The 15915-nt window shown below is 36.5% G+C and carries 14 protein-coding genes; all 14 read right to left on the bottom strand.

Annotated features, from left to right (window positions below; all coding sequences use genetic code 11):
- Positions 1 to 80 precede the first annotated feature (80 nt).
- The 14 genes from fdhF to argB all read right to left on the bottom strand — a co-directional run bounded on the left by fdhF (position 81) and on the right by argB (position 15904).
- The gene (gene fdhF / locus DFR80_RS08550; RefSeq protein ID WP_114489738.1) at positions 81 to 2777 is read right to left on the bottom strand and encodes a formate dehydrogenase subunit alpha; all 2697 of its coding nucleotides are present in this window, start codon (positions 2775 to 2777) and stop codon (positions 81 to 83) included.
- On the bottom strand, positions 2778 to 4379 hold the full coding sequence (gene nuoF / locus DFR80_RS08545; RefSeq protein WP_114489737.1) for an NADH-quinone oxidoreductase subunit NuoF: 1602 nt from the start codon (positions 4377 to 4379) through the stop codon (positions 2778 to 2780). It abuts the gene before it with no gap.
- Positions 4380 to 4395: 16 nt separating this feature from the next.
- Positions 4396 to 4854, bottom strand: coding sequence for an NADH-quinone oxidoreductase subunit NuoE (gene nuoE, locus DFR80_RS08540; RefSeq protein ID WP_114489736.1), 459 nt, complete (start codon positions 4852 to 4854; stop codon positions 4396 to 4398).
- A 146-nt stretch (positions 4855 to 5000) separates the two neighbouring features.
- A complete protein-coding gene (locus DFR80_RS08535) occupies positions 5001 to 5546 on the bottom strand; it encodes a DJ-1 family glyoxalase III (protein ID WP_114489735.1) in 546 nt (181 codons plus the stop codon).
- Entirely contained in the window at positions 5539 to 6882 is a 1344-nt protein-coding gene (locus tag DFR80_RS08530) for a mechanosensitive ion channel family protein (RefSeq protein ID WP_114489734.1), read from the bottom strand. The genes DFR80_RS08535 and DFR80_RS08530 overlap by 8 nt, the downstream gene beginning before the upstream one ends.
- 80 nt (positions 6883 to 6962) lie before the next feature.
- Complete coding sequence (locus tag DFR80_RS08525) at positions 6963 to 8006, bottom strand: inorganic phosphate transporter (RefSeq protein WP_114489733.1); 1044 nt, start codon at positions 8004 to 8006, stop codon at positions 6963 to 6965.
- Between the two features lie 23 nt (positions 8007 to 8029).
- Positions 8030 to 8686, bottom strand: coding sequence for a DUF47 domain-containing protein (locus DFR80_RS08520; protein WP_076544289.1), 657 nt, complete (start codon positions 8684 to 8686; stop codon positions 8030 to 8032).
- A gap of 5 nt (positions 8687 to 8691) precedes the next feature.
- Complete coding sequence (locus DFR80_RS08515; RefSeq protein WP_114489732.1) at positions 8692 to 9294, bottom strand: HAD family phosphatase; 603 nt, start codon at positions 9292 to 9294, stop codon at positions 8692 to 8694.
- 248 nt (positions 9295 to 9542) lie between these two features.
- Complete coding sequence (locus DFR80_RS08510) at positions 9543 to 10121, bottom strand: hypothetical protein (RefSeq protein ID WP_114489731.1); 579 nt, start codon at positions 10119 to 10121, stop codon at positions 9543 to 9545.
- Between the two features lie 5 nt (positions 10122 to 10126).
- Positions 10127 to 10864 carry a hypothetical protein gene (locus DFR80_RS08505; protein ID WP_114489730.1) on the bottom strand — a complete coding sequence of 246 codons (738 nt, stop codon included), beginning with the start codon at positions 10862 to 10864 and terminating at the stop codon, positions 10127 to 10129.
- 120 nt (positions 10865 to 10984) lie between these two features.
- Complete coding sequence (locus DFR80_RS08500; RefSeq protein ID WP_076544285.1) at positions 10985 to 11536, bottom strand: ECF transporter S component; 552 nt, start codon at positions 11534 to 11536, stop codon at positions 10985 to 10987.
- A 159-nt stretch (positions 11537 to 11695) separates the two neighbouring features.
- Positions 11696 to 13597, bottom strand: a complete 1902-nt coding sequence (locus tag DFR80_RS08495) for an SEC-C metal-binding domain-containing protein (protein WP_114489729.1) — start codon at positions 13595 to 13597, stop codon at positions 11696 to 11698.
- Positions 13598 to 13748: 151 nt separating this feature from the next.
- A complete protein-coding gene (locus DFR80_RS08490; RefSeq protein ID WP_114489728.1) occupies positions 13749 to 14945 on the bottom strand; it encodes an aspartate aminotransferase family protein in 1197 nt (398 codons plus the stop codon).
- Positions 14946 to 15034: 89 nt separating this feature from the next.
- Positions 15035 to 15904 (bottom strand): acetylglutamate kinase, encoded by an 870-nt coding sequence (gene argB / locus DFR80_RS08485; RefSeq protein ID WP_114489727.1) that lies wholly within the window; start codon positions 15902 to 15904, stop codon positions 15035 to 15037.
- Between the last annotated feature and the right edge of the window lie 11 nt (positions 15905 to 15915).

Here is a 15915-nt window from a genome sequence, read left to right as displayed (position 1 = left end):
AACCTTAAACCGTGCTTGTAATGCTTTGTACAAATGGAGGGTGCCTCCGGCATTTCGACTAAATTGCTAATTATCTTTCCTTACTTAATTTTTTCAATTTTAACTGCTGTTACTTTCAGTTCAGGAATCTTGGCATCCTTATCTAAAACAGGATTTGTCAGCCTATTTGCCGGACTTTCTGCATAGTGGAAGGGCATAAAGATCTGACCCTGCTGAACCCTGTCCCCGATTCTCACATTTGTTTCTACCTCACCCCGACGGGAAGTCACTCTAACCCTGTCTCCTTCTTTTATCCTTAACTTTTTGGCATCCTTTTTATTTATTTCGAGATAGGAATCAGGTTCATGTTTATCAATTGGCTCCGAGTTTCTGGTCATTGTACCGGTATGAAAATGATAGAGCATTCTCCCGGTCATCATGATAAAATCAAATTCGTCATCTACCTCTTCTGCTGGTGGAATATATGTTACAGGATGAAACTTACCCTTACCCCGGGCAAATTCTCCCTGATGTAAAAACTTAGTTCCAGGATCTTCTCTATCTTTACATGGCCACTGCAGACCCTTATCTCCCAGTCGATCAGTATAAATCCCACCATAAATCGGAGTTATTTCTGCAATTTCAGCCATAATATCTGCTGGAGAATTGTAATCCATCTGATAACCCATCCTGGTTGAAATCTCAGAAATTATCTTCCAGTCTGCTCTTGCTTCACCTGGAGGCTCAATTGCTTTATTAACTTTTTGAATTCTGCGTTCAGTATTGGTAAAAGTGCCTTCTTTTTCAGCAAAACAGGCAGCTGGCAGTACAACATCAGCAAATTTAGCAGTCTCCGTCAAAAATATATCTTCTACAACCAGAAAATCAAGTTTATCAAGAGACTCTTCTATATGCCGCTGATCTGGATCAGAAATCACAGGGTTTTCACCTATAATATAGAGTCCTTTAATCTCTTCACCAGCCTGCTTAAAAATTTCAACAACAGTTAAACCAATTTCTTCTGAGAGATCTTCTGATTCCCAGGCACGGGCAAACTTTTCTTTAATCTCAGGATCCTCTACTGATTGATAACCTGGATAAACATTTGATAGGGCTCCTAAATCACAGGCTCCCTGCACATTATTCTGACCCCTGAGTGGATTAACACCAGTACTTTCTCTACCCACATTTCCTGTCAAAAGTGCTAAATTGGCAACTGATAATACATTATCTGTACCAGTTCTGTGCTGGGTGATTCCCATAGCAAAATAAATTGCTGCCTTATCTGCCTCAGCATAGAGCCTGGCTGCTTTTTTTATCTTAGCAGCTTCAACTCCAGTAATTTCTTCTACCATCTCGGGAGTATAATCTTCAACAACTGCGGCCATGTATTCGTAGTTTTCCGTTCTCTCTGCAATAAATTTCTGATCGGCCAACCCTTCTTCTATAATTACATGGATTAGACCATTGAGTAAAGCTACATCTGTACCAGGCCGCTGCTGGATAGCTACTTCTGCCAGTGGAGAAAGTTCGATTTGACGGGGATCAGCAACTATCAATTTTGTCCCCTGTTTTTGAGCTTTTTTGATCTTACTGCCAATTACCGGATGATTTTCTGTTGGATTGGAGCCAATTACAAATATCACGTCTGAACCTTCAATTTCAGCAATCGAATTAGTCATCGCTCCTGAACCAAAAGCCTTAACTAAACCGGCAACAGTTGAAGCATGACATAACCTGGCACAGTGGTCAACAGAATTTGTACCGATTACTGCTCGCATAAATTTCTGCATTAAATAATTTTCTTCATTTGTGCATTTAGCAGAACTTAAACCCGCCAGAGCTCTTCCACCATATTCATCTTTAATTTCTGTCAGTTTTTCTGCCACCAGGGACAGAGCTTCCTCCCATTCGGCCTCTTCAAAACTACCATTTCTTTTTATCAGCGGCTTCTTAAGCCGATCAGGGTGATTAATAAAATCATAACCAAATCTTCCCTTAACACAGGCTTCACCATAAGGGTTGGGAGTTCCTTCTCTATAGACTGAACCAACTTCTATAACTTTTCTATCTCTGGTTTTAAGCTCTAACTGACAGCCAACTCCACAGTAAGGACAGGTAGTAACAGTCCTTTCAAAATCATATTCTCTACCTTTCTTTTGAGAAGGGATATAGCTTAAAGCTCCGGTTGGACAAAGTTCTACACACTGACCACAGAAAACGCAGGTCGAATCTTCTCCCCCCAATCCCTTGTCATTAGCTGCCCCCACCTTAGTTTGAAAACCTCTGTCAACAAAATCTATAGCATCTGAACACTGAATATCCTGATCAACTCTGATACATTTACCGCATAAAATACATTTATCAGGATCCAGCTCAATAAATTCATTGTCTCTTTCAATTTCAAAACGTCTATCAACTTTTGAACCATAAGAAGATCGTTCAATACCATAATGATAGGCTAAATCTTGGAGGATACAGTTTCCATCTGCCTCACAGGTCATGCAGTCTAAGGGATGGTCAGAAATTAATAAGTCAAGGATTGTCCGGCGGGATTCTTCTACTCGTTCGCTTTTTGTTAAAATCTTCATTCCCTCTTTTACCTCAGTGGTACAGGAAGTTTTTAGTTTTCCGTCAGCAAGGTCTTCAATTAAACATATTCTGCAGGCACCAACATCTTCTAAAAAAGAGCTGTGGCAGAGAGTTGGAATTACAATTCCATTTTCTTTAGCAGCTTCCAGAACTGTTTTTCCTTTATCAACTTCAATTTTTTTGTTATCTATAATAATTTCCACTATTTAATTTACCTCCTCTGCTTGCTTAATTAGTGTTTCATATTCTTCTCTAAAATATTTAAGAGTACTTAAAACCGGATTGGGAGCAGTCTGCCCCAGTCCACAGAGGGAGGTTTCCTTAATTGTATTTCCCAGCTTTTCTAATTTATCGAGGTCCTGACTTCTTCCTCTACCCTCCAGTATTTTCTCCAGAATATCAAGCATCCTCTTTGTACCTACCCGGCAGGGAGTGCACTTACCACAGGATTCATCTTCAGTAAACTCCAGAAAAAATCTTGCCACATCAACCATTGAATTATCCTCATCCATAATTACTAAACCACCAGAGCCCACTATGGCTCCTACTTTTTTGACTGACTCATAATCTATTTGTAAATCTAAATATTTTTTAGGAATTGTACCTCCAGAAGGTCCACCTATTTGGGCTGCTTTAAAGCCTTTATCCTCAGCAATTCCACCAGCAATATCAAAAATTATTTCCCGTAGAGTTGTTCCCATTGGTACTTCCACTAAGCCTGTGTTTTTAACATCACCAGCAACGGCAAACACTTTAGTTCCTTTACTTTTTTCAGTACCAATACTGCTAAACCAATCACTACCCTGATTAATAATTGGTACAATATTGGCCAGTGTCTCTACATTATTGATCACAGTTGGCTTTCCCCATAAGCCAGAATTGGCAGGATAGGGCGGTTTAGTTGAAGGCTGACCTCTTTTACCTTCTATAGAAGCAATAAGTGCTGTTTCTTCTCCACAAACAAAGGCGCCTGCTCCTACTCTTACTTCCAGATTAAATGAAAAATCACTTCCATAAATATTGCTGCCCAGATATCCATTATTTTCTGCTGCTCTGATTGCTATTTTTAAATTCTTAACTGCCAGCGGATATTCTGCTCTAACATAAACATATCCCTGTTCTGCTCCAATTGCATAACCTGCAATGATCATTGCTTCAATTATACTATGGGGATCACCTTCCAAAATACTGCGATCCATAAAAGCACCCGGATCACCCTCATCTGCATTACAGATTATATATTTTTGTTCCCCTTCTGCCTGATGGGCAAAACTCCACTTTATACCGGTGGGAAAACCTGCCCCACCTCTTCCTCTAAGCCCTGAATTTTTAATTTCTTCAATTACTTCCAGAGGAGTTAAGTTATTCAAAACAGATTTCAAGGCCTGATAGCCATCTCTTTCTATATATTCTTCAATTTTATTGGGATCGATAATTCCTGTGTTTCTTAAAGCAATTCGCTTCTGTTTTTTCATAAAACGGATTTCCTTAAAATCTTCTATCTTTTCTCCGTCTTCTTCGGTTAATAAATCTTCAACAATTTTACCTTCCAGCAGGTGTTCTCGAACAATTCTTTCCACATTTTCTGTCTTTAAATGGCCGTAAAATGTACTGTCATCTTTTATTATCGCAATTGGTCCCAAACTACAGGGACCTATACAGCCTGTATTACTGATCACTGTTTTTATTTCATAATCTTCAGTTAAATTAAGTTCTTTTATTTCTTCTTCAAACCTATCTTTGATCTCTTCTGCTCCGGCAGATAAACAGGCAGTCCCGGCACAGATTAAAATTTCTTTTTTTGCCATTTTTACACCTCAATTATTAATATTTATTAATTATTTCTGGAATTTTTGCTGCTGTAAGATTACCATGTACCTGTTCATCAATCATAATTACTGGCGCCATACTGCAGGTCCCCAGACAGCGAGTTACAGTCATCGTAAATTTATTATCAGCAGTTGTCTGGCCTGTCTCAATTTCTAATTCTTCTTTTAATCTATTTAAAATATCTTCTGCCCCTTTAACATAGCAGGCGGTTCCCATACAGACACCAATTGTATGCTCACCTTTGGGTTCTGTAGTAAAAAAAGAATAAAAACTTATAACTCCATAAATTTTACTCATAGCAACTCCCAGCTTTTTACTGGCATAGCGCTGAACTTCAACTGGAAGATAACCTATTTCTTCCTGAATATCATGGAGAACAGGGATCAAATTACCTTTTTTCTTTTCGTATTTTTCAAAAATATGATCCAGTGCACTCAATTTAATTACTGTCATTTTACTCCCCCTTAAATCATTTTTTTAATCTTCTAACTTTTTTTGTTAGATGAAATTTTCGCTCACAACAAAAACTGTTTTAAAACAGTCACTATTTATAGCTCCCCCCTTTGAAGGGGGGAGCACTATTAATGAAATCTTCTTATTTATTTAACCAGCATTGCTTTTTCAAGCTCTACTCTCTCTTTTCCATTCAGCAGATATTCCACTACAGTTAACGCAAATTCCATTGCCACTCCCGGGCCTCTGCCGGTAATTATATTGCCATCAATTACTACTCTTTCTTCTCGGTAATTTGCTGACTGCATTTGATCACCAAAGCCGGGATAACTAGTTGCATTTTTTCCTTCCAGAATCCCCGCTGCCTCCAACACAATTGGAGCAGCACAGACTGCAGCACATAGATTTCCTTTTTCATTAACTGCTCTAATTAATTTTAAAAGCTCAGCGCTATTTCTTAAATTTGCTGCTCCGGGCATTCCTCCTGGTAAAACGACAGCAGAGATATCATCAGCACTTAACTCTGATATTTCTGTGTCTGTCTCTATCTTAATACCATGATCACCTTCAATCTGCTTACTACCAATTCCAGCAGTAATTACATCCAGTCCTGCTCTTCTTAAAACATCAATATTTGTCACTGCTTCAATCTCTTCGAAACCAGCTGCTAAAGGAATTAAAATTTTACTCATAGTTAGCCTCCTTATTTGCATTTTTTTCTTTAAATTGTGATTTTAAATATTCATTTACATCTTCCGGAAGTGACCGCAGATGATAATCTTGTTGAGGAAATGGAATTTCAATATCATATTCTTTAAAGTTATCCCAGATTGACATTAAAATTTCACTTCTAATATTCTGAATTCCATTGCGGGGATCACTGATCCAAAAACGAAGTTCAAAATTTACCGAACTATCTCCAAAGCCCATTAAAAGAACATTGGGGGCCGGATCACTTAAAATTCTACCCTTCTCTTCTATAGCTTGCATCATTAGTTTTTCAACCTGTCTTAAATCACTGTTATAAGAAACTCCAACCTCTGCCTCAACCCGGACCAGCTCATCACTGTAAGACCAGTTTATAACTTCTTTAGTAATAAAATCTTCATTTGGAATTAAATATTCCTTCCCAGATCTTGTTACTACAGAAACAAAACGGGTATCAAGTTTTCTAACCCATCCATATACATTTCCTATTTCTACAACATCTCCAGGCTTAATTGATTTGTCAACTAGAATAATTATTCCACTAATAAAATTGGAAACTATTTTCTGTAGTCCAAAACCAAGACCAACACCAATAGCACCACCAAGGAAGGCAAAAGCACTTAAGTCTATTCCTACAGCACTCAGAGTAAATAAAACAGCAGATGTGAAAATTAAAAACTTGGAAATCTTATTCAAAAGCACTTTAATCGAAGGTGTCAAGCCATCACTGCTGTCAATTCTGGCAGTAACAATCCTGCTGACTTTACCGGCCAGCCAGAATAAGATACTAAAAATAATAATGGCTTTAATAATAAGTAGCAGAGAGATTCTTAAATTACCACTGTTAAAAGCAAGACTGTCAAGTAAGTTTAGAGTTTCCTGATAAATATTTAGAATCCTTAAAGCTGCAATTATCCAGATTAAAAATGATAAAAAACGAAACATTTTATTCCGGGGGAAAAACAAACTAATTGCTTTTACTATTAACCAGGCAGAAACTAAATTACCAAAAATACTGATAATCACAAATGGTAAATTAAAGGCTGCCGCAATAACATAATAAAGGCCAATTAAAATCATTAAAACTAAAGGAAATAATAATTTATCAAGAATCCTTATTTTTTTGCGTTCTTTTAAAGCATTAATTTTCCCCAGCAAATCATCAACATGACTGTATAAAAATTTAGATATGAAAAATGCACTTATAGTAATTGCAGCAAAAATGATTAGTTCAATTAAGTTTGCCCAGACCAAAAGATTATTCTGTATTTTATTAATTATCAGCTGCAGATAGTTTCCCAGCTGAATATCTTCAAACATTTAATCACCTCTTTAAATCTTATAATCTTATCGATATTATAATCTAAGTTACTGAAAATCTCAGCAGCTAAACCGCAATTTTAAACTACTGACCTGATAAAAACATTCTGCATAAAAAACAATAGGAAAAATGAAATCACTGCAGCTGTAATTGGAGTCAATACCCAACCAGCACCAATTTTACCGAGTAATTTAAAATTAATATTTCGACCACCTTTAGCGAGGCCCAGTCCCAGTACGGCTCCCACAACTGCCTGAGAACTTGATACTGGTACCAGTGGTAAAGAAGGAAGGCCAAGCATAATCAGAAAATTTTTAAGACTGGCTGAAGCGAAAATAAAAAGAGTAGTTGAACTTGCCAGTACTACAATAAAAGCCCCTACAGGTGAAATATCCATAATATTCGAGCCAACAGTTAGCATAACTTTTTTTGAATAAGTAACTACTCCCACCGAGATAGCAATACCACCAAGCAAAAATAATTGCTGAGCCCCACTAAAAGTAAAGACACCTAAATTATAATCCGGAATATTCATAATTCCAGTAAAAACTCCCATTACATTAGCAATATTATTAGCCCCGAGAGAATAAGCTCCAAAAGCACCTACAATTAATAATCCCCAGCGGGTATAAAAATCAAGCTGTAAAAGATGAATTTTAGCATTATTAAGCCATTTTTTGAAGATAAAATATAAAATCACAGCAAAAAAAGCCGAAAGTACTGGAGAAAATATCCAGGCACCGACTATTTCCCTTAACACACTGAGATCAGTTGCAAAACCGGAATAAAGATTCCAGCCTATTATTCCTCCAACGATAGAATGAGATGTAGACACTGGCAAACTCAATTTTGTCATCCAGGAAACTGCAACCGCTGCTGCAAAAGCAACTACAAATGCTGCTGGCAGGGTCCCAACCTGTCCCAGAGCACCAAGAGTATTTGAAGCTCCCGCACCACTGACCACTGAACCCAAAATTACAAAGACTGTCATGATTAAAGCAGCGGTTGAAAATTTAAGCATCCTGCTGCCCACCGCGGTTCCAAAAATATTTGCTGCATCATTGGCACCTAATGACCAGCCTAAAAATAGACCACTGGAGAGGTAGATAATAACTTCAATCATTTTTCACACCACCATTTACTAATTTAAATTCTTCTCTTAACAGCTGCCACAGAAACATCTTCACTTACCATTTCTGCCTGGTCAGATAAAGCAGCAATTTCTTCAATAAAATATCTTAGCTGCAGCTTATAGGCAATATCAATCTCCTTGCATTGATCAGAGAATATTTTTCTTTTTAGTCGTTCCTCATTTTTGTCTGCCTGATGCTCATAAAAGTGTACCTTATTTACATAATCATTTACCTGAGAAATCTCTTCAAAAAAAGCTCGAACCGATTTAACCAGCATATCTACTGCCTCAGAACTATTTTCTACAAGTTCTAAAAAATCACTTTCTAATTCTTCTGGAATCACTGGTTTTTCAATAGAGATCTCATAAATCACTTCCTTTGCCAGGTCAGTTATTGTATCAATCTCTTCAATAATATTCAAAACATCAGCCCTGGATTCCGGAATCAACATATATTTATATAACTTATATTTAATATCTTTTTGATGCTCATCCGCATTATTTTCAATCTTTTTAATATCAGTTAGAGATTCCTCAAAAAGATTAAAATCTTTCTGGATATACCTTTTTAAATCTCTTTTAAAAGTTAAAGCCCCTCGATTAACAAGATCTAAATATTCTGTGATTTCAATTTCCAGTTCTCTGGAACGGCCAAATAAAATATGAGGCATAATTGTCACTCCCTGAGGTATAATTTTAATTCTTCTTTTAAGTTTTCAGCATCAGTAAAATGAATGACCCTAATTCCCTTTTTAAGTGCTGCTTTGATATTTGGTTTAGAATCATCAATAAACAATGTCTGTGATGCTTTTAAATCAAATTTATCTAAAAGATGTTCATAGATTTCAGCCTCAGGTTTAATCATTCCAATATCTGCCGAAATCACCTGTCCATCAAAATACTTAAAAAAATCATATTCGCTGCTGATATAATCAAAGGCCTTTTTCTGAAAGTTAGATAATATATATAATTTGTACTTTTGTTGTGCCAGAGACTTTATGATTTTAAGGGTGTCTTCTTTCAAAGTCAGAATTCTTTCCCAGCCCTCCATAACATCTGCGATCAAATTTTTAATTTCAGGATTTCGCTGCTGCCATTTTTCTACTGCCTGTTTTTGAGTAATAGTTCCCCGGTCAAGCTGCAGCCATTCTTCACTTGCGAAAATCTCTGACATGAGTTGTGACTTTATTTCTTCACTGTAACCCAGCTCTCCTAAATAAAGATCTGGTTTAAAATCAAGCAGAACATTTCCCAAATCAAATACTATATTTTTAATCATTACATAGCCTCCATCCTGATGATATCAGTTGCATGTAAATTTTTCCTTAAAAACTTTAATTTTATAGCAAAAATTGACAAATTCCTGTTATCTAAATATCTTCTTAATATATTATTCTAGCTTGATTAAAGTTTTCCTGTTTATTTTTAGCTTTAAAAGTAAAAAAATCCGACTAAAAGGCCGGATTTTTAAAATTTAATTTAAATTTTAAAGCTTTTCTTAAATTTTATTTAATGAAATCTTCCAAATTATTCTATCTCAGTTTTCATTTTCTTTATTAGTTTAGTAAATCTTTTATTATAGCCTTCCTGAAACTCGGAAACTTTCTGTGCTAACTGCTGTCTCATCTGAGCATTCATTCCATTCTGGCCCTGATTATTACCACCCTGAGCAGCAGCCAGAGGATTCTGACCCTGTCCCTGTGCCTGTTCTAAATGCTGTTTAACCTGCTCATCAAGCTGTTTTTTCTGAGTCTGATACTGCTGCTGTAAACTTTGAGCCTGAGTAAACTGCTTTTCGAAAAAAGTTGTATTAGCACTTTCCTTAAGTGATTCAACAGCAACCACAGCCTCTTTCCGTCTTTTTATCTGTTCAGAAGAATTACGAAGTCCAATAGACTCAATTAACATTAACTGAGCTTCTTTTAAATAAGCTTCCTCTTTATTTTCTAACTTATGCCATAAACCTTCAGCATCCATCTCTTCTTTAAAAAACGGAGCCATAATATCTTTTAGCTCTTCCCTAATTTCAAGAGAGTTTACCTCCCTATCACCTGTTCCATAAACTTCATCGGCTCTTTCCATTGCAATCTCATAAGCACTTTTCATTATTATCAGTCCTCCCTAAAAAGATCAAAAAATCTATCCTGATATGCATTAAAAACTCCCCAGCGATCAAGCTCCTGCTTCAATCGGCCAGGATCTTCATCCCCATTTTTAACCATCTCAAACATTTTTTCGATCTCTTCACTGGCTGCGATTGGCAGTCCTTCGAGATTTCTGGTAACTACAGAGTAACCATTATCATCTGTGCTTAAAAATCCCTTTTCTTCATAATCTGGAAGTTGAGATTTATAGGCACTTTTTAACATTAGAGTCTGAATAAATTTCATCAGCGAAACATCCCAGAGTTCATCTACACCTTTAATAATTACTGTTAAATTATTATCATTCTCATCTATTTCTTCCCGTATTTCAGCTTCAGCGGCCTCAATTTCTCTGCCAATAGTAAAGGTACTAATTGACTGCTTTTTATAGTTCATCTTATAAAGCAAACCGGCAAGATCTGGATTTTCGCGGGCAATCATTTGCATTGCTTTTTTTGCTTCACCACTAAACCCACTCATATTTATCATATAATCCGGAGTTAAAAGTTTTGGCTTTTCCCAGGTTATTTTCCCTTCACGAACCTTTGTTTCTGGTCCTTCCTCCGGAAATTCATCAAGATAATATGGCCTGCTGATTACATAATAGTGGAGAGTTGTATCATGTTCGGTAGAAATTAAATCGTCTGGCTCAAGCAATATCTCAGTATTTTCCAGCACTTCTTTAATTCTCTGCTTATCTTTCATTTTAACTCCTCCTCTCAAGCCTCAAATGGAGTTAAACACTCCTAATCTATATATTATATTATACCTTATCTGGAACAATTAAGTCAAAAAAGACTGAAGCAGCTGCTTCAGTCTTTTATTCTAATTATTCTTTTGAAAGTTAATCAAAGCTTTGCCGATAATCAACGAAAATACTGCAGCAACAATTATTTCAGGTATTCCATTTGTAGCAGCAACAGCCAGAGCAGCACTTAAAGGTAAATAACCTCTGATTACAGCCAGAGTTAAAACACCGGCTGTATTGACAATAGTACCAACTGCTCCAGCCAGTATTAAAGAAGTACTCTGGTTTAATTTTTTTGTTGATTGATAGGCATAATAAGCAGCCACTCCAATAAACAAACGCGGTAATATAGCAATAATCGGGTCAGCAAAAATCGGATTTGTCGCCCTAATAAAACTAAAAATACCAAAAATCAAACCAATTAGAAGCCCTACAATCGGGCCTTCAATAATCCCTCCCAAAATAGCCGGCAGGTGCATTATCGTTGCATGTCCGGCTGCGCTCGGCCAGGGAATTAAGCCCAATCCAGTAGCACCTAATATAATAGAAATAGCTCCCAGCATACCAGCAATCACGATCTGTCTTGTTTTGAGTTTTATTTTCTTTTCCTCCCATCCCAGTCCATTGATCCAGGTGGACTAAACTTATTGTATTTAACAGCTTCTAAATGGGTGCAGCTCTTAATCTTAAGATTCCGCCCCGGCTGTTATAGCTATATTATAATAATTATCAGCCTGAATAACAAGTGTTTTTAAGAATTTTTTCTTAAAGTCTCTATTTTAGTCTTTTTAACTTCTCTTTTCAGTTAATTTTTTCAAATAATTAATAATAACCTCATCAACTTCCATTGCTTTAAAGTGCTCAATCAACTTATCCTCCTTAAAGTAACGAAGCAATCTAACCAGATAGCTCATTACTTTATTTCTTTTACTCTCTCTTAAAAGCTGACGGTGAAAGAGTTCTGTTCCCATTTCATAATAATTTAGTTTTAAAGCCGCAATCAAGCGGTAAAAATCGAGATATTCATCATCTAAAAATTTACCATGAGGAATTTCTGTCAGAATTGGAGCAGGATCGGCAAATCTTAAAATAGTTTCATAATAAGCAACAGTGTCAAAATAGCTTTCTACATCAGACTCTTTAACCCGGGCCACCAGTTCTGATTTTTGATCCTCCTGCAGATCCGACTGATATTTTAAAAGTCTTAATCTGGCATAACTCAAAGCTGGAGTATCAATATTGGCAGTCTCAACTTCTTCAATTACAGCCTTTAATTCTTCCGTTGTTATTTCTCGACCCTGATCGTAGATTGTCTCATCCCCATCCAGAGCAGCCAGACTGATAAACAAACGGTTATTATAAATATCTTTTTTCTTAATCTGTTCAACTCCGCCAGCATCAACCAGGTTAAGCAGACTGTCGAGCAAACTTTTTTGATAATTTCTCGCCTCTTCATTTTCAATCAGCATCATTAAACTTGCCAGTAGATTATCATCATTATCTAATAGACTAGCAAAGTCATTAACAAAATTAGCCAGCTCCTCATCACCGTGATCCACTAAAAATCTCAGATAATCAGAAGCTACCTGCCAATTATGAAAATGTCCATCCTTTCTGCTCTTTTCAATAGTAAAGGCTGTCTTGATTTTTTCTTCGGCTGCCTGTAAATTTCCCTGCTGATAATCAGCCAGGAATAAGAGTCTCAAATAATCAGGATTTTTCATATGTTCAGTTTCCAGTTCTTCAGCAAAATTAGCAAATTCCGAATATAATTCTGTAGCCAGATAGCGGGCCAGAATATCCAAAGCAATCTGGGAATTTTTAGGCGGCAGATCTCTAATTTCAGATAGTAATTGCCTACCTTCACTTTCTGCTTTACTCATTTTGAGGTTATCCAGCTGCTGAAAAACATTAAAAATCTCAGCTGCCTGAGATAGAGCCACTTTCTTTTTTAAAGTATTATTTTCTTTAAGATTAAATCTTTCTTTAATAAAATCATCTAAAAATGAGATTACCCGCATATGTTTATATTCTTTAAGCTGATCATAATATTTTTCAAAAAGGCTTAAGGCACTTACTACATCGTCCAAATCCATCAGGGTTTCCAGTCGGAAAACAATTAACTGCAAATTCTCGGAATCAATCTGCATTGCTCTCTCGATAATATCATTGACCCGCTGAAAATTTTGACCTTTTTTATAAACTTCAGCCAGAGCAATTAATAGTGGAATGCTTTCTCCTTTATCCTCTAAGGCCTGGCGCACCAGAGTTTCTGCTTCATCAATCTCTTCCTGATCCAGCATAATGTTCACCAGTGGGGAAATAAAAGCCTCATCTAAATCAGTTCCCATTAACTGCCAGGCATGTCTTAAATATTTTCCAGCTTCCTGATAATTATTACTTTGTAAACTATAAACTATCAGAGGCAGCAAAAACCTGTATTCAAGAGGATAATTTTTTACAGCATCTTTAAGCAGATTTAATACCTCTTCTTCATTTTCTGCATCTTTAATTGCCTCAAAATATTCCTCTACGTTCTTTCCCGGATTATTGCGGGCACAGCATTTTTTGAATTTCTTACCACTGCCGCAAGGACATAGTTCATTTCGACCTATACTATAAGAGCGAACCGAATCATTTTTTCTTCTTTTAGCAATACTTTCTTTTAAACCTTTAAGTCGTTTCTCCATTTAATTCCCTACCTTTCTTAATCAGAGATAATATTTAACATTAATAGAGCTCCATCAAGCCGAATAGCTTCTGGAGCTCAATCATTTTTATTTAACTTTATTTTAATCTTATTATAGCAGATGTTGAAAATAATTTAAAGTAAAGAAATAACTACTCAGCTTTAATTATTTCTTCAATATTTTTAATAAGTAAATCTATATCTTCTTTCTCCACAATCAGCGGTGGTAAAAAGCGCAGAGTAGTTTCTTTTACTGCGTTAACTAAAAAACCACGTTCAAATAGCTGGCTGGTGATCTCTTTTGCTGATAAGCTTTCAGCAACTTCTAAAGCCAGCATCAAACCCAAACCTCTAGTTTCAATTAAATTATTATTTGAAGAAACTAATTTATCCAGTTCTCCTCTAAAATAGGCACCTTTTTCTTTAACAGAAGCTAAGAACCCAGGTTCTAGCATAATATCCATAACCTCAGCCGCGGCTCTTGTAGCAAGAGGATTTCCACCAAAGGTTGTTCCATGGTCACCCGGTTCAAAAGCTGAAGCGACTTTTTCTTTAGCCATAAAAGCTCCAATTGGAACTCCTCCTCCAAGCGCCTTAGCCAGTGATATAATATCAGCCTCAACTCCATAATTTTGATAGGCGAAAAGTTCACCAGTTCGTCCCATTCCACACTGAACTTCATCAAAAATTAGAAGAATATCTTTTTCATCGCAGAGCTTACGTACTCCTTCTAAATATTCCTGAACAGCAGGATAGATTCCACCTTCACCCTGAACTGGTTCCAGCATAATTGCTGCTGTCTGATCTGTAACTTCTGCTTTTAAAGCAGCCAGATCATTAAAGGGAACTGTAGAAAAGCCTTCCGGTAGTGGGGTAAATGGTTTTTTATATTTATCCTGTCCGGTAGCAGTTACAGTTGACATTGTTCTTCCATGGAAAGATTTATCTGCGGTAATTGTCTCAAACTTATTGCTTCCTTTTTTCTTAAAATATTTACGGGCCAGCTTTAAAGCACCTTCATTGGCTTCTGAACCACTGTTAGCAAAGAAAACCCTATCATAACAGGAATTCTGACAGAGTCTTTTCTCCAGCTCAGCCTGTGGTTCAATATAATAAAGATTAGAACAGTGAATTATTTTATCAATCTGATCTTTTAAAACCTGCTTAAAACGCTGATTACTGTAGCCTAAAGCATTAACCCCAATTCCTGCCAGAAAGTCACGATAAACCTTGCCATCCTTGCTGTATAATTTTATTCCCTCTGCTTTTTCAACATAAAGCGGGTATCTACCACTGTAGACATTCATAAAATGTTTCTCATCCATCTCAATAATTTCTTCTATTTCCATCTTATCAATTCTCCCTTCTCTTTAATAGAAATAATCAATTTTAGTCAATCACTTAAAAATAATTAATAAATTAAATTCTGCCAGACCGTCTAGTCCTTCAAAATCATGGTCCCAACGCCCCGGTCAGTAAAGATTTCTAAAAGCAGTGGATGCGCTACCAGACCATTCAAAATGTGAGTCCTGATAACTCCACTTTCCACAGCCCGCATACACCCCTCAACCTTAGGCAGCATACCTCCCTGAATTTTTCCCTCAGAAATCCACTGTTTAATCTCCGAAAATGTAAGCTGTGAGACCCTACTCTCCGGATCCTTCGCCTCAAAGCGAATACCATTTACATCAGTTAAATAAATTAATTTTTCAGCCTTTAAAGCAGCTGCCAGTTCTCCTGCTACTGCATCAGCATTGATATTTAAACCTTCACCATCATCATTGACACCAACCGGAGCGATCACAGGGATATAACCATCTTCAATCAACTTTTCAATTAACTCCGGATTAATTTTTTCAACTTCACCGACAAAACCTAAATCCTTTTTTGGGTTACTAAATTCTTTCTTCTTGGCTTTGATCAGATTACCATCCTTACCCGAAACTCCGACTGCCTTGGCCTGCATTTTATTAATCAGGGCCACAATCTCCTTATTAATTTGAGCCGAGAGGACCATCTCCACAATCTCCATTGTCTCCTTATCAGTTACTCGAAGACCATCGATAAAATTAGCTTCAATGTTTAAACGATCCAGAGTCTTATTAATAGCAGGTCCTCCTCCGTGAACAATTACCGGATTAATACCCACATATTTAAGCAGAGTAATATCTTCAATCAATTTTTCTTTTAATTTCGGATCTGCCATAATACTGCCACCATATTTGATCACGAAAGTCTTACCAAAAAAATCTTTAAAATAGGGTAAAGCTTCAATTAAAACATTAGCCTTTTCAATTAATTCTTCTATTGTACTCTCCT

The sequence above is a fragment of the Halanaerobium sp. ST460_2HS_T2 genome (assembly GCF_003337665.1).
GTDB lineage: Bacteria > Bacillota > Halanaerobiia > Halanaerobiales > Halanaerobiaceae > Halanaerobium > Halanaerobium kushneri.
Note: the sequence above shows the minus strand (reverse complement) of the source record. Positions and strands in the feature narration are given on the sequence as shown.

Bases quoted from the DNA above. Each gene is read 5' to 3' on its own strand.
- DFR80_RS08515 (WP_114489732.1), bottom strand. From the start codon at position 9,294: ATGATTAAAAATATAGTATTTGATTTGGGAAATGTTCTGCTTGATTTT.
- DFR80_RS08520 (WP_076544289.1), bottom strand. From the start codon at position 8,686: ATGCCTCATATTTTATTTGGCCGTTCCAGAGAACTGGAAATTGAAATC.
- nuoF (WP_114489737.1), bottom strand. From the start codon at position 4,379: ATGGCAAAAAAAGAAATTTTAATCTGTGCCGGGACTGCCTGTTTATCT.
- DFR80_RS08525 (WP_114489733.1), bottom strand. From the start codon at position 8,006: ATGATTGAAGTTATTATCTACCTCTCCAGTGGTCTATTTTTAGGCTGG.
- DFR80_RS08495 (WP_114489729.1), bottom strand. From the start codon at position 13,597: ATGGAGAAACGACTTAAAGGTTTAAAAGAAAGTATTGCTAAAAGAAGA.
- DFR80_RS08530 (WP_114489734.1), bottom strand. From the start codon at position 6,882: ATGTTTGAAGATATTCAGCTGGGAAACTATCTGCAGCTGATAATTAAT.
- DFR80_RS08535 (WP_114489735.1), bottom strand. From the start codon at position 5,546: ATGAGTAAAATTTTAATTCCTTTAGCAGCTGGTTTCGAAGAGATTGAA.
- DFR80_RS08505 (WP_114489730.1), bottom strand. From the start codon at position 10,864: ATGAAAGATAAGCAGAGAATTAAAGAAGTGCTGGAAAATACTGAGATA.
- DFR80_RS08510 (WP_114489731.1), bottom strand. From the start codon at position 10,121: ATGAAAAGTGCTTATGAGATTGCAATGGAAAGAGCCGATGAAGTTTAT.
- DFR80_RS08490 (WP_114489728.1), bottom strand. From the start codon at position 14,945: ATGGAAATAGAAGAAATTATTGAGATGGATGAGAAACATTTTATGAAT.
- nuoE (WP_114489736.1), bottom strand. From the start codon at position 4,854: ATGACAGTAATTAAATTGAGTGCACTGGATCATATTTTTGAAAAATAC.